We start from the raw sequence: 19,137 nt of genomic DNA on the forward strand, positions 1-19,137 counted from the left end.
CCCCTCGCTCGCACCCGTCCCGTCACCAGCCGCTCCGTGAGTTGCCGGCGTTGGGTGGCGGAGCGGGTGGAGTTCTTGCGTTATTGCCTCGGGCGGGGCGGGGCGAAGGTCTTGCGGGGCCGCCAAAATCGGCCGCGCGGGCGGCCTTCTTTGACGTTTGGGTGTCTTGCGTCGTGATGATGACGCTGCGCGCTGGTGGCGGGGTGTTTGTCGTTAGACGCCTGTGCGCGCCCGCGCCGCCGTCAGGTGTCTGACACCCCTACGAGATGGGCGTGGTATTGCAGCTGGCCTGCCCGGGTGTCTGACACCCATCGAAGCGCCAGCGTCGCTTCAAGCCTTTGAATCAGCGCTTCTCCAGCGCCAACCTCAACCCGAACGCAATAAACACCGCCCCGGTCACACGGTCCAGGCCGCGGGTGACGGCCGGGCGGGAAAGCCAGCGGGCCAGGGGCCGGGTTGCGGCCACCAGAAGGACGAACCACAGCATGCCGACGATCGCGTGAACCGTGGCGAGCAACAGGCTGAAGCGCAGGACGTCGGTGCCGGCGGGGATGAATTGCGGCAGGAATGTGATGTAGAAAACACCGACCTTGGGGTTCAGCGCATTGGTGAGGCAGCCGCGCACGAACCAGCCGGTGGCGGTGCTGCTGGGGCGGGCGGGAGTGGCCAGGATGCCGGTGGGTGATGCCATCGCGGTCTTGCGGCGGGAGCGGGTGCTCCACAGCAGCTTGATGCCCAGATAGAACAGGTAGATCGCGGCGCAGATGCGTAGAGTGTCGTAGGCGAGCGTGGACACGGCCAGCAGCGAGCCCAGACCGAATGCCGCGATGGCGCCCCACAGCAGGCAGCCGGCGCTGATGCCCAATCCGGCCATTAGCGCCCGGCGGCTGCCTTCGACGGCGGCGGTGCGCAGGACCAGGGCGTTGTCCAGGCCGGGCGTGATGGTCAGGATGGCGGCGGCCAGGGTGAAGGCTAGTAGGGCGGCGGTGGCGGTCATGGCGGGCGAATATTGAATGGCGCTGCCGGCAGGATTGGCCCGGCGGACGCCCGGCAAGTGTAACGCTCCCGCACCGCCCGGTTATCATGGCGGCCTTCCCGCAATTCGCTTTTCAACGGACTTACGCCATGGCCCTGCGCGCCACCATTTACAAGGCCGACCTGAACGTCGCCGATACCGATCGCCACTACTACGGCAGCCACGGGCTTACCGTGGCGCGCCATCCGTCCGAGACGGACGAGCGCATGATGGTGCGGTTGCTGGCGTTTGCGATGCACGCGCAGGAGGAGCTGGCGTTCACGAAGGGGCTGAGCGATACCGACGAACCGGACCTGTGGGTGAAGGACCTGACTGGCGAGATCAAGCTGTGGATCGAGGTGGGCCAGCCGGAAGAGCGCCGGATTCTGCGTGCCTGTGGCCGCGCCGATGAGGTGATCGTGTATTGCTATGGCGGGTCGGCCAGCAAGATCTGGTGGGATGGGGTGCGTAACAAGCTCGAGCGCACGCGCAACCTGAAGGTGGTGAATCTGCCGTCGGAGCAGTCGAAGGCGCTGGGCAAGCTGGCGGAGCGCACGATGCAGCTTAACGCCAATATCTCGGACGGCGTGGTGTATTTCTCGGCGGAGAAGGGCGAAGTGACGATCGAGCCGGAGGCCTGGCGTTAAAAATCGGGGCCGGGGCTTGCGCTTCGGAATATGGCGGGCGTAATATGACGATCATCATATTTTCGGTGTCGCGATCATGTCCGCCTCCCGCAAGGAACAATCCCACGAACGCATCGTCGATGCGGCTGCGCGCGCGATCCGGCGCGCGGGGTATTCCGGGGTAGGCGTCGCGGACGTCATGAAAGAAGCCGGGCTGACGCACGGCGGCTTCTACGCACATTTCCCGTCGCGCGATGCGCTGCTGGCAGCGGCAATGGAACGTGCCGGCCAGGACGGCGCGGCGCGGATGGCTCAGGGCATGGCGCGCCGCCGCGCCGAGGGCGCCAGCCCGTTGCGCGCCTGGGTGGAAACCTATCTCAGCGATGCGCATCTGACTGGCTGCGAACGGGGGTGTCCCGTGGCGGCGCTGGCGTCGGAGATTCCTCGCCAGTCGGAAGACGTGCGCGAGGCGGCGGCGAGCCGGGTGCAGCGGTTGCTGGAAGCGGTACAGCAGGTGCTGCCCGCCGATGCTGGCGACCACGCGGCGGCTGCGGTGTTGAGCACCCTGGTAGGCGCGCTGCAACTGGCACGGGCTTTGGGTGACAACCCGAGCGGACGCGCGGTGCTGGCATCCGCCCGCCAGACGGTCCTGGACCAGTACGACCACGAGGGCGCTGCAGCCTCTCACTGATTGATTTTCGCGGCCGCATTGCGCGGCCGTTTTGCTGTCCTTGAATATGATGGTCATCATATTTATAAATACCGAAACCAACTCACTCACACCCATTACCCCTCAGGAATGCCCATCATGGAACTCAAGAACGCCGTAGTTTTCATCACCGGGGCCAATCGCGGCCTGGGTCTGACCTTTGCCCGCGAGGCGCTGGCCCGCGGCGCCCGCAAGGTGTACGCCGCCGCGCGCGATCCCTCCACCATCACGCTGGAAGGCGTGGTGCCGGTGAAGCTGGACGTGACGCGCGCTGAAGACGTGGCGGCCGCGGCGGAGCTGGCCAAGGATGTGACGCTGATCATCAACAACGCGGGCATTGCGGACTTCGGCGGGTTTCTGGCCCCGGGCAGCGTGGAGTCGGCGCGCCGTCATCTGGATGTGAATCTGTTTGGGCCGCTGCTGGTGGCGCAGGCCTTCGCGCCGGTGCTGGCCGCGAATGGCGGCGGAGCGATTCTGAATGTCCTGTCGATCGCGAGCTGGGTGAACAGCCCGGTGCTGGGCGTGTACGGAATGAGCAAGTCCGCGGCATGGGCGCTGACGAACGGGCTGCGCCAGGAATTGCGCGAGCAGAACACCCAGGTGCTGGGCCTGCACATGGGATTCGTGGATACCGATCTGACCAAGGGCATCGACGCCCCGAAGTCCACGCCGCAGGCCATCGTCACCCAGGCGTTTGATGCGCTGGAAGCCGGCGAGCGGGAAGTGCTGGCCGACGAACGGACCCGCCAGGTCAAGCAGGGCCTGTCCGCCAGTCCGTCGGTTTATCTGTAAACGCAAGGATCGGGTCGTCATGCGAACCAACTCCACTTCCGCGGGCGCTTCGGCAGCAGGCATGGGCGCCGCGTCGCCCGCAACCACCGCCCCGCAAGCCTCCCCCTGGCCCGTCTTCTGGATCGCCAGCATTGCCGTCTTCCTGGTGTCGCTGGACAGCACGATGCTGTACGCGGCATTCGGCGCCCTGCGGGAAGGGTTCCCAACGGCCTCCGCCGCCGACATGTCGTGGGTGCTCAACGCCTACACGGTGGTCTTTGCCGCAATGCTGATCCCATCGGGCGGATTGGCCGACACGCATGGCCGCAAGCGCATGTTCATGGGCGGGGTGCTGTTGTTCCTGGCGGCGTCCGCGGCCTGTGGGCTGGCGGCCACGGAACAGTGGCTGATCGCCGCGCGCGTCCTGCAGGCAGTGGGCGCGGCGCTCTTGACGCCGGCGTCGCTGTCGATCGTGCTGGCGGCGTTTCCGGCGTCGCAGCGGTCGGTCGCGGTCAGTCTGTGGGGCGCGGTAGGCGGACTGGCGGCGGCGGTGGGACCCAGCCTGGGCGCGTTCGTGGTGGACGTGGCGGGTTGGCCGTGGGCGTTCTACATCAACCTGCCGCTGGGCGCGGTGTCGCTGTGGTTCGGCGCGGGGATGCTGAAGGAGTCGGTCAAGCCCGACGCGCGCCGCCGCGTGGATGGCGTGGGCATGGCGCTGCTGATGGTGGGCGTGGGCGCGGTGGCCCTGGCCATCGTGCAATCGGAATCGCCGACGTGGCAGCGCAGCGAACTGGCGATCGCGGCGGCGGTGGGCGTGATGGCGCTGATCGCCTTCGTGGCCTGGGCGCGCGTGACCCCGCACCCGCTTGTGGACCTGGCGCTGTTCAAGCACCGCACCTACCGCTACGTGAACCTGGCGACGCTCAGTTTCGGCATCGCCTTTGCCATGATGTTCTTCGCGTTCTTCTTCTACATGACGGGCGTGTGGCATTACAGCCTGCCGCGCGCTGGGCTGGCGGTGACGCCGGGTCCGCTGCTGGTGATGCCGACGGCGATCATCACCGGCCGGCTCGCGGCGCGGATGGGGCATCGGCCTTTTCTGGTGGGCGGCGCGCTGGTGTATGCGGCAAGTGGCTTGTGGTTTCTGCTGGTGCCGGGCGCCGAGCCCGCGTACCTGACCGAATGGCTGCCGGGTTTGCTGCTTAGCGGCATCGGCGTGGGCATGGTGCTGCCGTCGCTGTCGGGCGCGGCGGTGAACCGGTTGCCGGCCCAGCATTACGCCGTGGGCAGCGCCGTCAACCAGGCGACTCGCCAGGTGGGCGGCGTGCTGGGCGTGGCGATCACGGTCCTGCTGCTGGGACATGGCGTCGCCAGCCATGCGGATTTCTCGCCGATTTACGGCGCGCACGTGGGATTGGCGCTGTTGACGGCGCTGCTGTGCCTGCCGGTGGATACCCGGCCCAGGACCGCGTAACGCGCGCTGACGATAGGCAGGCGCGGCCAGGGCTGCGAGACAGACGCGCCGCGCCTGCCGTTTACAGGCAGGCGTCGCGCGACACGTTCGCGGGGTCCGTGCATGCCCGCCACGTCGTGGCCGGCATTGCCGGCACCAGCACCAGCCGGCTCATCGGGTCGGTGTACCAAAGAATCCGCCCGGGCTCGCGCTGCATGGCATTCCAGACCTTTTGCTGGACGGCGGGATCAAGCGCGCACTGACCCTGGTCGCCAGTCACGCCCTCGGCCAGCACCGTCTGGCTGCTCGGATCCCAAGACTCCATGTCAGTGTCGTCCAAAGCGACGTCGTCCTTGAGGCGCACGATGCGCCATGCGTTGCCGGGGACTTCGGTCGACAGCCGCGACAGCGCCTCGCGTTCGATCACGTGCAGGCGGTCCCGCAGGGCCACGGGTTCCGCATAGGCGCCGGGACCGTCGTTGCCATCCGGCGAAAGGAATGGAGGCTGACGCCGCACATAGCGCGTGGCCGGCCGGCCTCGTTCATCGTAGGTCTGCACCGCGACGGATTCGTTGGCGGCGCCGTCGATGACACGCAGCAGCGTGCCGGCTGCATCGCGGACGTAGCGCCGCCCGGGGGCCGCGTCCGTTGCATCGCCGCAGGGCCCGGCGATAAATGCCTGCAGCGTGCCATGCGCATCGCGTCGCAGGCAGACTTGGCCGACAAGCGTGTATGCCGCGCCCTGCGTCCGCTCGTACTCGGCCACGCGCAGCAGGGACCCGTCAGCGCCGTACTCGAATGCATGGCCGCCGGATACCGTCGGCTTCCCCAAAGCCCGCCGCTCCAGGTGCTCGACCCGGCAAAGCCGGCCGTCGGCGTCGAAAAGCAGTTGCGCATGGGCCGCGCCATTGCCGTCGACCACGCGGTAGGCGGTCCAGTCCACCTTGTCCATCCAGGTGCGCGGCAGCGGATCGCCGGAAGCTGTCAGCCAGATCGGTTGCGGATGTGTGGCGACGCGTTCGCCGTTGCGGCCCAGCAGGACGCGCGATTGCGTCACATCGACGGAAACGCGAAGCGCCGTCAAAGCGCCAGACTCGGAAAACCCCAAATCCGCAGGACCGCAGGCCGCCAAGGCCGGGGCGGCGTGCAGAACCGAGGCCGAGGCCAGCGCAGCGCCGAAGGCGATGCGGCAAAGACGATCACGCATACTGCAGCGCGTCCATGAACGTCACGAGATCCCAGAATTCCTTGGATACCCCGCCCAGGCGCAATTTGCCATCGCGTTCCTCAAACAGCAGGAACGGATACGCGTTGCGTGCGAAAACGCCCGATTCCGGCAGCCGGTAGGGCTTGAAGACCTCGGGGTCGTCGAAGTAGCGTTCCAGGCGCCCGCCGCCGTCCACATGCACGTACCGCACGCGCAGCGCGGGTTGCTGAAACGCCGTTTGTGTTTCGGGATAGATCCCGCCGTCGCCCGCCACGACGGCGTCGGACAGCGCGGCGAGGAAGACGCGCCGGATGCCGACAAAGTGGATTTCGCCGGATGTGCCGCCAGAAGGGGCTGCCGCCAGTTTTTCCAGCAGCGCCGTGGCGCGCGAGCCGGGCACGACCGTTCCGGCAAACAGGGTGTTGATGTCCCCCGGCTGCGCATCCGCCGATTGTCTCAGCCGGAGCAGGTCTTGCCGGAATTCGCCCAGCCATTGCTGATAGCGTACGTTTTCCGCATGGCGGTCGAAGGGCTGCGCGGCCGCGATGGCGGACTGAAAAGCCATCAGCGCGGCGGCGGCAACAAGCCATAGCGGATACGCCAGCGCGGCTTTCCAACAAGGCCGCCAGCACGGCAAGGTTACGGAAATTAGGGGTCTCATAGGCTCGCGATCATATCTTCCGAAATGATGCAGTTTTGGTGCGAACCGTGACAGAATGTCAGCCACGCTGCGCCAGGCTGTACCGATGAATGTCGTATTGATCAGGTCCTGACATGCCCGCTACCGGTGATGCGTCCCCAACTCCACCGCCCGGCGATGCCGCCGGCGGTGCGCCGCGCGACCCGGACGGCCCGCTGGATAAGCTGGCGCGTCTGGCCTGCCGCATGTTTGGCGTCGACCAGGCCGCCATCATTTGCACCGATGCAGATGGCGTGTGGCAGGCGGCAGCCGGCGCGGCCTGCACCCATGCCCGGTGTCCGTGGTCCCTCGAACTCCCGGTGCGCGCCACGGACGGCCGCCTTCTCGGCGTCTTTCGTCTCGGGCACGGGCAGGCGCGCAATTTCTCGGATGAAGACCGCCAGGCCTTGCAGGACCTCACCAGCCTGGCGGCCACGGCCGTCGAGAAGCGCCACGCGCTGGCGTGCGAGCGCGCCGACGAAGACACCTGGCGCGACGAGGCCCGCAAGCTGTCGCTGGCTATCGCGGGTAGCGGCACGGGGGTGTGGGACCGCAATGTCGTAACCGGGGAGATCACTTATTCGCCGGGCTGGAAGGCCTTGCTGGGCTACGGCGAATCCGAACTCACCACACGCATCGAGGACGCCTACACCCGTTTGCATCCGGACGACCTGATCTACGTGCGGGCCGCCATGCAGGATCACTTCGACGGCAAGACCGACAGTTACGAAGTCGAACACCGCATCCGGTGCAAGGACGGCAGCTACAAATGGATCTGCAGCCGCGGCAAGGTGGTCAGCCGCGACGAATCGGGCAGGGCGCTGCGCATGATGGGCACCACCACCGACATCAGCGCCGTGCGCGCCATGTCCGAAAGGCTCCAGCGCACGGCGGACCTTGTCGTCAACCTGACCGACGCGGTGCCCGGTCTGGTCTTCCAATGCCGGCCGTTGCCCGAGGGCGGATCGCGCTTCTCGTACGTCAGCGCGGGCATCTGGGACATGTTTGAACTCACGGCAGACGACGTGCGGGCCAGCACGACCGCCGTCGAACAGCGCATCCATCCGGAAGATCTGCCTGTCTATCGCGCATCCCTGCAGGCCGCAGCGGCGGCGCGGACCCCCTGGCATGTGGAGTTCCGCGTGTGCCTGCCCCTGCAGGGTGTGCGCTGGCGGCAGGGCGACGCGAGCCCAAGGCGGGACGCCGACGGCGCCGTGGTCTGGCACGGCTTCGTCACCGACATTACCGACCGCAAGCGTGCCGAGCTCGAACTGCGTGAGCTGGCCGCGACCGACGCGCTGACAACCCTGCCCAACCGCCGCCATTTCATGTCGCGGATCGCCGCGGAGCTGGCGCGGATCAAGGGTCACGGCGGACTGGGGTCGGCCGTGCTGATGTGCGACCTGGATCATTTCAAGCACATCAACGACACCTGGGGCCACGCCATTGGAGATGGTGTGCTGCAGCATTTTGCGAGCATGCTGCGCACGCAGTTGCGCGAGATCGACCTGGTGGGGCGCATCGGCGGCGAAGAATTCGCCGTCGTGCTGCCCGACACCGACATCGAACGCGCCCGCGTCTTTGCCCGCAACGTGCAGCGCCGCATTGCCGATACGCCCTATCTGTCTGAAGGGCGGCACATCCCGCTGACCGTCAGCATCGGGATTTCCGCCCTGCATACCAAGGACGACGACGCTGAGCTGGCGCTCAGCCGCAGCGACCGCGCGTTGTATTACGCCAAGCAGCGGGGACGCAACCGGATCGAGTCGGTGTTTTCCCGATAGAACAACCCGTCCGGGCATTTGTTCCATTGACCGTACATTAGGACACCCCTAGAGTTCCCTGCATGGGAACCTCATTACCACTTCCGAAGTACCACCAGATCTATCTCGTCCTGCGGGAACAGTTGCAGGAGGGGCGGTTCGATCAGGACGGCGTGCCAGGAGAGCATGCGCTGGCGGACCAATTCGACGTTGCGCGCATCACCATCCGCAAGGCGATGGAGATGCTGGTGGCGGACGGGCTGGTGTCGCGCCGGCCGGGCCTGGGCACCTGGCCCCTGCGCGGCGCGTCCAGCGCCCACAGCGCGCCGTCTCCCAGTGCGCAACAGAAGGCGCACCTGACCGGCCTCCTGGAAAACATCGTCAACATGGGCCTGCGCACCTCGGTGCAGGTGCTGGACAGCACGCTGGTGTTTGCGCCGCCCACGGTGGCCGAGGCGCTGCACATTCCGTCCGGCACGCCCGTGCACAAAAGCCTGCGGGTGCGCAGCACCGACGCCGGGCCGTTGTCTCACATCACCACCTACGTGCCGCAGTCCGTGGCCGATTTCACGCGGGAAGACCTGGAGCGCGAGCCGCTGCTGATGCTGCTGGAAGCGGCCGGCGTGGAGTTCGGCGGCGCCACGCAGACCATTTCCGCGCGGCTGGCCGACGCGCAGGTGGCGCGCCATCTGGACGTGTCGGTGGGCTCGGCCTTGCTGGCCGTCACGCGCCTGGTGCGCGATGTCGGCGACCGGCCCGTGCAATTGCTGCAGGGCCTGTACCGGCCCGACCGCTACCAATATCAGTTGCAGCTATCGCGCGTCGGCAGCATCGACGCCAAGGTCTGGGTCAGCGAAGAGCTGTCGGCCCAATTCCATTGAACCCTTCGGAGATTCGCCCCATGAATTCGCGCCGCACTTTCCTCTACCAATCCGCCGCCGCCGCGGCCCTCGTGTCCGCTCCGTGGGTGGCCCGGTCGCAGGGCGCCACGCCCATCAAGGTCGGCGTGCTGCACCCGGTGACCGGCGCGCTGGCGTATTCCGGCCAGCAATGCCGCCTGGGCGCGCTGCTGGCCATCGAGGACATCAACAAGGCGGGCGGCATCAAGTCGCTGGGCGGCGCGCCGCTGCAGGCGGTGCTGGGCGATGCGCAGTCGCGTCCCGAGGCGGGTTCGGCCGAAGTCGAGAAGATGAACGAGGCGGGCGTGTCGGCCATCGTGGGCGCGTACGCATCGGCGATCTGCCTGGCGACGACGCAGACAGCGGCCAAGTACAACCTGCCGCACGTCGTGGACGTGGGCGTGGCCGACCAGATCGTCGAGCGCGGCCTGAAGAACACGTTCCGTTTCGGACCCGGTTATCGCGCCTGTAGCGAACGCGCCATCCTGGACCTGGCCGCACTGAACGACGCCGCCGGCAAGCCGGCCAAGACCGTCATGATCGTGCACGAGGACTCGCTGTTCGGCACGGGCACGGCGGCGCTGCTGGCCAAATCGCTGCCGCAGCACGGCTTTGAGGTCAAAGAGATCGTCAAGCACCCGAACCCCACGCGCGACTTCAACAACATCGTGCTACGCATGCGCTCGGTGAATCCGGACATCGTGATCCCGGCCAACTACTACAACGAATACGCCTTGCTGCTGCGTGCGATGAAGCAGCAGAAGGTGCAGCCCAAGGCCATCTACTCCGTGCTGGGCGGGGCGGCGTCCAGCTACAAGTTCCTGAAAGAATTCCCGGACATCGCCAACGGCATCATCGACTGCAACCACTGGTTCAATCCGAAGGATGCGCGCGTCGCGCCGCTGAAGGCCCGCGTGGAAGAGAAGGGCGCTTACTTCAGCTACGAGGTCTTCATGACCTACACCGCGATGCTGCTGCTGGCTGACGCGCTGGAGCGCGCCAAGTCCGCCGACCGCGCCGCGATCATCGAGGCGCTGGCGTCCAGCACCTTCCAGGACAACCTGATGCCCTATGGCCCGACCAAGTTCGTCAACGGCCAGAACACCGGCGCGCAGCCGCTGCTCACGCAGGTGATCGGGGGCGACATCAAGGTGATCTTCCCGGCCGAGTACCGCCAGGCCGACGCCGTGTTTCCGCTGAAGGCCTGACAAGACCCATGCTCGATCCCGCCATCCTCTTTTCCTCGGTGCTGAACGGCCTGACGACGGGCGCGGTCTACGCGCTCATCGCACTGGGCCTGACTCTGATCTACGGGGTGCTGCACATCATCAACTTCGCCCACGGCGCAGCGCTCATGGTGGCGCTGTACGCCGTGTACCTGCTCAAGGACCGGCTGGGCATCGACCCCTACGCCGCCTTGCCGCTGGTGGTGGCCGGCATGTTCGTGCTGGGCTACGCGTTGCAACGCCTCGTCATCAACCGCGCCAGCCATGGCAAGGACGAGAACATCCTGCTGGTCACGTTGGGCCTGGCGATCGTGCTGGAGAACCTGGCGCTGGTCTGGTTCAAGTCCGACACGCGCAGCATCGACACGGCGTACACGCTGTCGACCGTGGAGATCGGCCCGGCCATGATCGCGCTGCCCAAGGTCATCGCGTTCTGCGGTGCGCTGGCGGTGGCGGCGGTTCTGTTCTGGATCATCCGTAGCACCGATCTGGGCCGCGCGATCCGCGCCGTCGCCCGCGAAAAGCAGGGCGCCAAGCTCATGGGGATCGACGTCGAAAAGGTGTACGCGGTGTCGTTCGGCATCGGCATGGCGTGCCTGGGCGCGGCGGCGTGTTTCCTGCTGCCGGCCTATTACGTCAATCCGCAGGTGGGCAGCGGATTCGTGCTGGTCGCCTTCACCATCGTGGTGCTGGGCGGCATGGGCAGTTTCGTGGGGGCGCTGGTGGGCGGACTGCTGATCGGCGTGGTGGAGTCCATCGGAGGCCTGTTCCTGGGCGACTCGCTGGGCCAGATGGGCATCTTCGCGATCTTCATCGCGGTGCTGCTGTTTCGCCCGCAGGGGCTGTTCGGGGCGAGGGGCTGACGATGAAACGGGATCTTTGCGCAATCGCGCTGTTCGGGGTGGTGCTGGTGGCCGTGGCTGCGCTGTCCCAATCGGGCGTGTTGCTGACGTTCGTGATGATGTCGCTGTACGCGGCCCTGCTGTCGCAGGCCTGGAATATTCTGGGCGGGTATGGCGGCCAATTGTCGTTTGGCCATGCGCTGTTCTTCGGCGTGGGCGCCTACGCACAGGCGCTGGGTCAGCTCAATCTGGGGCTCAATCCGTGGCTGGTGCTACCCATGGCGATCGCACTGGGCGCGCTGGTCGGCGTGGCGGTGGGCGGGCTGACGTTCCGTTATGGGTTGAAGGGCTCATATTTCGCGCTGGTCACGCTGGCATTCGCTGAAGTCTTCCGCATTCTGGCGCTGTCGGCGTCGTTCACGGGCGGCGGCGTGGGACTGATGGTGCCGCTGCAAGAAGGTGTGGCCAACATGCAGTTCGGCTCGCGCCGCGGCTACATCTACCTGCTGCTCGCCTTCGTGCTGCTGGCGCTGCTGGTGACCGCGTGGCTGCGTCATTCGCGCTTCGGCGCCTATCTACAGGCCGTGCGCGACAACGAGGACGCGGCGCGCGCCATCGGTGTGAACCCGTTGCGCGTGAAGCTGGGCGGCATCGCGCTGTCGGCCGCCTTCATGAGCGTCGCGGGCGCCTTCTATGTGCAAGTTTTCCAGTACATCGATCCGGGCATCGCATTCGGCTCGGCCGTGTCGGTGGAGGCGCTGGTCGGCGCCATCGTCGGCGGCATGGGCACCTTGTGGGGCCCGCTGCTGGGCGCGGTGACGCTGCATGCGCTGGCCGACCTGACCCGCAACCTGTTCGGCGAGCTGCCTGGCATCAGCATGGTCATCTACGGCGTGGTGCTGATCCTGATCGTCATGTTCATGCCGCGCGGCATCACCGGCGGCGGTCAGTCGCTGGGTCGCCTGTTCAAAATGAAGGAGCGCGCCCGTGTCTGAGATCCTGCTGCAAGCGCGCAATCTGTCCATCACCTTCGGCGGCCTGAAGGCCGTGCAGGACGTCAGCCTGGACGTGCCGCAAGGTTCGCTTACCGCCCTGGTGGGTCCCAATGGCGCGGGCAAGACCACGCTGTTTGGCTTGCTGTCGGGTTTTCTGAAACCTGGTTCCGGTTCCGTGCACTTTGCTGGACAGGACATCACGGGCCAAGCGCCGCACGAATCCGCGCGGCTTGGCCTGACCCGCACTTTCCAGATCGTGCAGCCGTTCGGCGCGCAGACGGTGCGCCAGAACATCGCCGTGGGCGCGCATCTGCGCCTGGCGGATCGCGACGAGGCGCTGGCCGCAGCCGAGGCCGTGGCCGCGCGCGTCAACCTGCAGGCGTCGCTGGACAAGCCGGCGGCCGACCTGACGGTGGCCGGGCGCAAGCGCCTGGAACTGGCGCGCGCGCTGGCCACCCGCCCGCGTCTGTTGCTCCTGGACGAGGTGCTGGCGGGCCTGAATCCCAGTGAGATCGACGAGATGATTCCGGTGGTGAAAAAACTGGTGGACGATGGCGTCACCGTCCTGATGATCGAGCACGTGATGCGCGCCGTGATGAGCCTGGCCGAGCACGTGTGGGTGCTGGCGCAGGGCCGGCTGATTGCGGCGGGTACGCCCGGCGAGGTTACGCGCGATCCCAAGGTGGTCGAGGCTTATCTGGGCCACGGCGCGGCGGCGCGGCTGGCCGCGCAGGGAGCGCCGGCATGAGCGCGCTGCTGGAGGTCAAGGGCCTGCGGGCAGGCTACGGTCGCATGGAAGTGCTGCGCGGCGTGGACCTGGACGTGCAGGCGGGTGAAATCGTGGTGCTGCTGGGCAGCAATGGCGCGGGCAAGTCCACTTTGAACAACACGGTGTGCGGCCTGTGCCGGCCGTGGGGCGGTACGGTGCGTTTTGAAGGCCAGGACCTGACCGGCCGCCACTACCGGCAGGTGGTGCAGGCGGGTCTGATCCAGGTGCCGGAGGGCCGCCGCGTTTTCCCGAACCTGAGCGTGCGCGAAAACCTGGAGCTTGGCTCCTTCACCCGGGCGCGCGAGCGCCGCGCGCAGAATCTGGACAAGGTGCTCGACATTTTCCCGCGGCTGCGCGAACGCCTGGAACAACTGGCCGGCACCATGTCCGGCGGCGAGCAGCAGATGCTGGCAATAGGCCGAGGCCTCATGGCCGAGCCGCGCCTGCTGATCCTCGACGAACCCTCGCTTGGCCTGTCGCCGCTGATGGTCGAGGAACTGTTCGGCCTCATCAAGCGGCTGCATGGCGATGGCCTGGCGATCCTGCTGGTCGAGCAGAACGTGGGCCAGTCGCTGGAAACCGGGCAGCGCGCCTACGTGCTGGAAAACGGCGCCGTGCGCTACAGCGGCAGCTGCCCCGACCTGTTGGCCAGCGACGACGTGCGCCGCGCCTATCTGGGGATGTAATCATGGCCCAGCCTCAAACCCTGGCTCAGAAGCTGATCGCCGCTGCCTGCGGGCGGGAGACGGTGTCCGAGGGCGAAATCGTGACCTGTGCGGTCGATCTGGCAATGTTCCACGATTCCAGCGGTCCGCGGCGCTTGAAGCCCATGCTGGAAGAGCTGGGCGCGACGTTGTGGGACCCGTCCCGGATCGTGCTGGTCATCGACCACTACGTGCCGGAATCCGACGACGAATCGCGCCGCATCGTGCGCATCGCGCGCGACTGGGCCGCGGAGCAGCAACTGCCCAACGTGTATGACTCGGTGGGCATCTGCCACGTGGTGGTGCCGCAGCACGGGCACATCCGGCCGGGCATGTTCTGCGTCGGCGGCGATTCCCATTCGCCGACCGGCGGCGCGTTCGGCGCTTACATGTTCGGCATCGGCAGCACCGAGATGCTGGGCGTGGCGGTCACCGGCCAGATCTGGGTCAAGGTGCCCAAGACGCTGATGATGAATTGGCGCGGCCGGCTGGCCGATGGCGTCACGGCCAAGGACATGATGCTGCACATGATCGGCCGCTACGGCATGAACGGCGGGCGCTATCAGGCGGTGGAGTTCTGCGGCGAGGCCGTGCGCGCGCTGTCCATGCAGGAGCGCATGACGCTGTCGAACATGAGCGCCGAGCTGGGCTCGCAGGTCGGGCTTATCGCTCCGGACGAGACCACCGCGGCCTGGCTGCGGGATGCGGGTGTGACGCAAGCACTGGATCTGGCCCGCTGGCAGAGCGATCCCGGGGCGGACGCCGAGTGGCATGAGTTCGATGCCGCCGCGCTGGCCCCGCAGGTTGCCGCGCCGCACAGCCCGGCCAATTCGCGCGGCGTGGACACCTACAACGATGTGCCCGTGCAGGTGGCCTACATCGGCGCCTGCACCGGCGCCAAGCTGGAAGACCTGCGCGCCGCAGCCACCGTGCTGCGCGGCCGCCGGCTGGCGGACGGCATGCAGCTGATGGTGGCGCCGGCCAGCCGGCAGGACCAGGACCAGGCCGACCGCGAAGGCGTCATGCAAGTGCTGCGCGACGCCGGCGCCCAGGTGCTGGCCACCTCGTGCGGCGCCTGTGCGGGCTATGGCGGGTCCATTCCGGACGGCGCCAGCGTCATCGCCACCACTGCCCGCAATTTCAAGGGGCGCATGGGGTCGGAGACCGCGCAGGTCTACCTGGCCTCGCCGTATACGGTTGCGGCCTCGGCCGTGGCGGGGCGCATTGCCGATCCCCGGGAGTTCCTGGCATGAACACAGACACCACGACGCATCGCGTCTGGCGCGTGGGCGCGGACATCGACACCGATGCGCTTGCGCCCGGCGCCTACATGAAGTTCGGCATCGACGAAATCGCGCGCCACTGCCTGCAACGCGTCCGTCCGGACTTTGCCGGGCAGGTGCAGCCGGGCGATGTGCTGGTGGCCGGCCCCAACTTCGGCATCGGCTCGTCGCGCGAGCAGGCCGCGGCCGCCCTGGTGCGCCTGGGCGTGGCCGCGGTGATTGCGCCGTCCTTCAACGGCCTGTACTTCCGCAACGCCTTCAACGTCGGACTGTTGCTGCTGACGTGCAGCCAGGCCGAGACCCTGGCCGAGGGCGAGGGCATCACATTCGACCCCGTCGCCGGACGCATCGGCCGCCCCGGGGGCACGCCCGCCGAATTGCACTGCGAGACCGTGCCCGGCTTTCTCCTTGACATGGTGCAGGCCGGCGGACTGCTGAATCTGCTGAAACAGCGTCAAACCTCTTAGGAACAACATCATGCTTGACCCCGTTACCCTGGCGGTCCTGAAGGGCCGCCTGGAACAGATAGCCGACGAAATGGACGCGACGCTGTACCGCAGCGCGTTCAATCCCATCATTGCCGAGGCTCATGACGCCTGCCACGGCATGTACGACGCCGCCACCGGCGCCACGCTGATCCAGGGCAAGTCGGGCCTGCCCGTCTTCGTGGGCGCGATGGCGTTCGCGGTGAAGGCGGCGGCCAAGACCGCGGCCGAGCGCGGCGGCATGACGGACGGCGACGTGTGGCTGTTCAACGACCCGTACGAGGGCGGCACGCACGCCAACGACTTCAAGCTGGTCAAGCCGGTGTTCCGCGGCGGCAAGCTCTTCTGCTTCCTGGCGTCGGCCGCCCACTGGCACGACGTGGGCGGCGCGGTGCCCGGCAACTACAACCCGGCCGCCACCGAATGCTGGCAGGAAGCGGTGCAGATTCCGCCCGTGCGCATCGTGCGCGCCGGTGTGCTGGACCAGGACGTGCTGGCCATCCTGAAGGCCAATACCCGTCTGCCCGACAGCCTGTGGGGCGACCTGAACGGCCAGCTGGCCGCGCTGGAACTGGGCGCGCGGCGTCTGGATGGTTTGCTGGATGAATACGGCGACGCCACGGTGCTGGAATCCCTGGACACGCTGCGGGAACGCGCGCGCCGCCTGATGCGCGACCACATCGCCCGCCTGCCGGATGGCGCATACGCCTTTGAGGACATGCTGGACAACGACGGCGTGCGCGACGCGCCGCTGCGTATCGCGCTCAAGCTCACCATCGCCGGCGACCGGCTGGGGCTGGACTTCACCGGCACGTCGCCGGCGTGCGCGGGTCCGGTCAACATCTCGCGCGCCACGGCCATCGCGGCCTGCTACGTGGCGCTTAAACACCTGTTCCCGGACGTGCCGGCCAACGCCGGGGTGCTGGACGCGGTGGACGTGACGCTGCCAGACGGCCTGGTGATTTCGGCCGACCGCCCGCGTCCCGTGGGCGGCTACACCGAAACCATTCTGCGCATGATCGACGTGATCTTCTGCGCCATGGCCCAGGCCGCGCCGGACCGCGCCATGGCGCAGGCCTACGGCACGATCAACGCGCTGTCGATCGCCGGCTACCGCAGCGACGCCGCCCGCAAGGGCCAGCGCTGGGTCATGTTCAGCTTCTTCGGCGGCGGTCACGGCGGCCATTCGGATGGCGACGGCCTGAGCCACGGCAACGCGCCGATCTCCACCGCCACCATTCCGCCGCTGGAAATCCTGGAAGCGGCGTATCCCGTGCGTTTCACGCAATGGGCGCTGCGGCCGGACTCGGCGGGCGACGGCGCGCACCGGGGCGGCCTGGGCGCCATCTATGAAATCGAATTGCTGGAAGACAGCGCCGAAGCCTTCATATTCGGCGAACGCGGCCGTAGTGCGCCCAAGGGCATCGCGGGCGGCGGCCAGGCCGCGCTCAACGTCTTCCGCTATCAGCAGGACGGCCAGTGGCAGTCCCCGCCCATGAGTTCGAAGATGCTGGGCATCCGGTTGCAGCGCGGTGATCGCGTGCGTCTGGAAACGCCGGGCGGAGGCGGCTACGGCGAGCCCGCGCGGCGCGATCCTGCGGCGCGCGAGCACGATCGCAAGATGGGCTATGTGAGCGACATTCAGAAGGAGCAGTCGGCATGAGCGCGGCGCAAGGTTTGGTGGTGGGCGTGGACGTGGGCGGCACGTTCACGGATCTGTTCGTGCTGGACGAGGCGGGCGGCAGCGCCCGCGTGGTCAAGGTGCCGTCGACCCGCGGCGAGGAAGCGCGCGGCTTCATGAACGGCATTGCACGGGTGGCGGACGGCGCGGGCGATATCGCGACCATCGTGCATGGCACCACGGTGGGCACCAATGCGCTGCTCGAGCGCAAGGTGGCGCGCACCGGCATCATCACGACCGAAGGTTTCCGCGACGTGCTTGAAATGCGCCGGCGCGACCGGCCGCAGACGTGGGGCCTGCGCGGCAACTATGAACCCGTGGTGCCGCGCGACCTGCGGCTGGAAGTACGCGAACGCGTGCTGGCCGATGGCGCGCTGCACACACCCGTGGATCTGGACCAGGTCGAGGCCGCCGCGCGCGCGCTGCTGGAAGCGGGCTGCGACGCGGTCTGCGTCTTCTTCATCAATGCCTACGCCAATCCGGTGAACGAAGCTCAGGCCGCGGCGCGCGTGCGCGCCATCTGGCCGAACGGCAACGTCACTGCGGCCACCGAGGTGCTGCCCGAGATCCGCGAATTCGAGCGCTGCTCGACGGCCGTGCTGAACGCGGCCCTGCAGCCCGTGGTGGGCAGCTACCTGACGCGGCTGGAATCGGACCTGCAGCAGCACGGCTTCGAGGGCGAGCTGCTGGTGGTGCAAAGCAACGGCGGCGTCATGTCGCGCCAGACCGCGTGCGACGTGCCCGTGCGCACCGCGTTGTCGGGTCCTGCGGCCGGCGTCATTGCCTGCGCGGCCATCGCGCGCGCCGCGGGCTTTCCCAACGTGGTCACGGGCGACATGGGCGGAACGTCGTTCGATGTGTCGCTGGTGGCCGAGGGCGAGGCCTCGCTGTCGGCACAGACCGCCATCGACTTCGGCATGGTCGTGCGCGCGCCGATGATCCAGATCGAAACCATTGGCGCGGGCGGCGGCTCGATTGCCAGCGTGGACGCGGGCGGCCTGCTGCAGGTCGGCCCGGAATCGGCGGGCAGCATTCCCGGTCCGGCCTGCTATGGCCGCGGCAATACGCGTCCGACCGTCACCGACGCCAACGTGCTGCTGGGCCGCATCGCCGCGGAACGCCCGCTGGGCGGCGGTCTCTTGGCCAAGATGGACGTGGAACTGGCGCGCGCCGCCATCGACGAGCACGTCGCGCGCCCGCTGGGCCTGGACGTCCACGCCGCGGCGGAAGCCATCCTGACCGTGGCCAACGCCAAGATGGCGGGCGCGATCCGCGTCGTCTCCATCGAGCGCGGCCACGATCCGCGCAAGTTCGCCTACATGCCGTTCGGCGGCGGCGGCGCGCTGCACGTGTGCGCCATGATGAATGAGGTGGATGCCGCGCACGGCATCGTCCCGCGCTATCCGGGTGTGACTTCGGCGCTGGGCTGCGTCATGGCCGATATGCGCCACGACGGCGTGCAGACCCTGAACGTGGCGCTGAGCGCGCTGGATGCGGCCGACCTGCTGGCCCGCATCGACGAGCTGGCGGCTGCGTGCCAGGCGCGTCTGGATTCGGCGGGCGTGTCCTTCGAGGGCATCCGCGAAAGCATTGAACTCGACATGCTGTACGTGGGCCAGAGCCACACCGTGCGCGTGGAAGTGGGTCGCTCGGACCTCACCCGCGACGGCATCGCCGCCGCATTCGACCGCGCCTACCAGGCCGCCTTCGGCCGCAGCCTGACCGGCATTCCGGTCCGCATCCTGAATCTGCGCTATGCCCGCATCGGCCAGCGCCCCAAGTTCGATCTGGCCCTGCTGGCGCCGACGGCCGAGGCCATGCCCGCCGCGCTGGGCACGCAGCGGGTCTTTCACGCCGGGCAATGGCACGACGCCGTGCGCTACGCGCGCCTGGACCTGCCGGTCGGCGCCGATGTGGCGGGACCCGCCATCCTCGAGCAGCCGGACACCACCATCTGGATCGAGCCCGGCTTCGCGGGCCGGGTCGATTCCCTGGGCAACATGCTCATCGCCCGCACCGCATCGTAGGAG

Annotated in this window: 18 protein-coding genes; 15 read left to right on the plus strand and 3 right to left on the minus strand. The window is 67.7% G+C overall.

Annotated elements, in window-relative coordinates:
* Positions 1–343: 343 nt before the first annotated feature.
* The gene (locus AC6LJW_RS25300) at positions 344–997 is read right to left on the minus strand and encodes a LysE family translocator (protein ID WP_056570587.1); all 654 of its coding nucleotides are present in this window, start codon (positions 995–997) and stop codon (positions 344–346) included.
* Positions 998–1,125: 128 nt separating this feature from the next.
* Here AC6LJW_RS25300 and AC6LJW_RS25305 point away from each other — a divergent pair, with 128 nt between their 5' ends.
* The 4 genes from AC6LJW_RS25305 (at position 1,126) to AC6LJW_RS25320 (ending at position 4,595) form a co-directional block, all read left to right on the plus strand.
* The gene (locus AC6LJW_RS25305; RefSeq protein ID WP_056570589.1) at positions 1,126–1,662 is read left to right on the plus strand and encodes a YaeQ family protein; all 537 of its coding nucleotides are present in this window, start codon (positions 1,126–1,128) and stop codon (positions 1,660–1,662) included.
* Between the two features lie 76 nt (positions 1,663–1,738).
* Positions 1,739–2,332: a TetR/AcrR family transcriptional regulator gene (locus tag AC6LJW_RS25310; RefSeq protein WP_056570079.1), complete on the plus strand. Its 594-nt coding sequence runs from the start codon at positions 1,739–1,741 to the stop codon at positions 2,330–2,332.
* 117 nt (positions 2,333–2,449) lie between these two features.
* A complete protein-coding gene (locus tag AC6LJW_RS25315) occupies positions 2,450–3,142 on the plus strand; it encodes an SDR family oxidoreductase (RefSeq protein ID WP_498088554.1) in 693 nt (230 codons plus the stop codon).
* 19 nt (positions 3,143–3,161) lie between these two features.
* Positions 3,162–4,595, plus strand: coding sequence for a DHA2 family efflux MFS transporter permease subunit (locus AC6LJW_RS25320; RefSeq protein ID WP_056570083.1), 1,434 nt, complete (start codon positions 3,162–3,164; stop codon positions 4,593–4,595).
* Positions 4,596–4,656: 61 nt separating this feature from the next.
* Here the strand turns inward: AC6LJW_RS25320 and AC6LJW_RS25325 are convergent, their stop codons facing one another.
* Positions 4,657–5,781 carry a hypothetical protein gene (locus tag AC6LJW_RS25325; protein ID WP_498088556.1) on the minus strand — a complete coding sequence of 375 codons (1,125 nt, stop codon included), beginning with the start codon at positions 5,779–5,781 and terminating at the stop codon, positions 4,657–4,659.
* A complete protein-coding gene (locus tag AC6LJW_RS25330; RefSeq protein WP_498088558.1) occupies positions 5,774–6,346 on the minus strand; it encodes a hypothetical protein in 573 nt (190 codons plus the stop codon). Before AC6LJW_RS25330 ends, AC6LJW_RS25325 begins: the two co-directional genes overlap by 8 nt.
* Before the next feature lie 209 nt (positions 6,347–6,555).
* Between AC6LJW_RS25330 and AC6LJW_RS25335 the strand changes: the two genes are divergently transcribed.
* The 11 genes from AC6LJW_RS25335 to AC6LJW_RS25385 all read left to right on the plus strand — a co-directional run bounded on the left by AC6LJW_RS25335 (position 6,556) and on the right by AC6LJW_RS25385 (position 19,134).
* Entirely contained in the window at positions 6,556–8,244 is a 1,689-nt protein-coding gene (locus AC6LJW_RS25335; protein ID WP_498088560.1) for a GGDEF domain-containing protein, read from the plus strand.
* Positions 8,245–8,306: 62 nt separating this feature from the next.
* A complete protein-coding gene (locus AC6LJW_RS25340) occupies positions 8,307–9,104 on the plus strand; it encodes a GntR family transcriptional regulator (RefSeq protein ID WP_056570091.1) in 798 nt (265 codons plus the stop codon).
* A 20-nt stretch (positions 9,105–9,124) separates the two neighbouring features.
* Complete coding sequence (locus tag AC6LJW_RS25345) at positions 9,125–10,330, plus strand: ABC transporter substrate-binding protein (protein ID WP_056570093.1); 1,206 nt, start codon at positions 9,125–9,127, stop codon at positions 10,328–10,330.
* Between the two features lie 8 nt (positions 10,331–10,338).
* On the plus strand, positions 10,339–11,211 hold the full coding sequence (locus AC6LJW_RS25350) for a branched-chain amino acid ABC transporter permease (RefSeq protein WP_056570095.1): 873 nt from the start codon (positions 10,339–10,341) through the stop codon (positions 11,209–11,211).
* 2 nt (positions 11,212–11,213) lie between these two features.
* Positions 11,214–12,185 carry a branched-chain amino acid ABC transporter permease gene (locus AC6LJW_RS25355; protein ID WP_056570097.1) on the plus strand — a complete coding sequence of 324 codons (972 nt, stop codon included), beginning with the start codon at positions 11,214–11,216 and terminating at the stop codon, positions 12,183–12,185.
* Complete coding sequence (locus tag AC6LJW_RS25360; protein WP_056570099.1) at positions 12,178–12,933, plus strand: ABC transporter ATP-binding protein; 756 nt, start codon at positions 12,178–12,180, stop codon at positions 12,931–12,933. Before AC6LJW_RS25355 ends, AC6LJW_RS25360 begins: the two co-directional genes overlap by 8 nt.
* A complete protein-coding gene (locus AC6LJW_RS25365) occupies positions 12,930–13,640 on the plus strand; it encodes an ABC transporter ATP-binding protein (protein ID WP_056570101.1) in 711 nt (236 codons plus the stop codon). Before AC6LJW_RS25360 ends, AC6LJW_RS25365 begins: the two co-directional genes overlap by 4 nt.
* A 2-nt stretch (positions 13,641–13,642) precedes the next feature.
* Positions 13,643–14,911, plus strand: a complete 1,269-nt coding sequence (locus AC6LJW_RS25370) for a 3-isopropylmalate dehydratase large subunit (protein WP_498088562.1) — start codon at positions 13,643–13,645, stop codon at positions 14,909–14,911.
* A complete protein-coding gene (locus AC6LJW_RS25375; protein ID WP_427987706.1) occupies positions 14,908–15,408 on the plus strand; it encodes a LeuD/DmdB family oxidoreductase small subunit in 501 nt (166 codons plus the stop codon). The genes AC6LJW_RS25370 and AC6LJW_RS25375 overlap by 4 nt, the downstream gene beginning before the upstream one ends.
* A 10-nt stretch (positions 15,409–15,418) precedes the next feature.
* Positions 15,419–17,089, plus strand: coding sequence for a hydantoinase B/oxoprolinase family protein (locus AC6LJW_RS25380; protein WP_286939245.1), 1,671 nt, complete (start codon positions 15,419–15,421; stop codon positions 17,087–17,089).
* Positions 17,086–19,134: a hydantoinase/oxoprolinase family protein gene (locus tag AC6LJW_RS25385; protein WP_056570108.1), complete on the plus strand. Its 2,049-nt coding sequence runs from the start codon at positions 17,086–17,088 to the stop codon at positions 19,132–19,134. The genes AC6LJW_RS25380 and AC6LJW_RS25385 overlap by 4 nt, the downstream gene beginning before the upstream one ends.
* Positions 19,135–19,137: the final 3 nt, after the last annotated feature.

The organism is Achromobacter sp. 1012554356 (assembly GCF_059760815.1).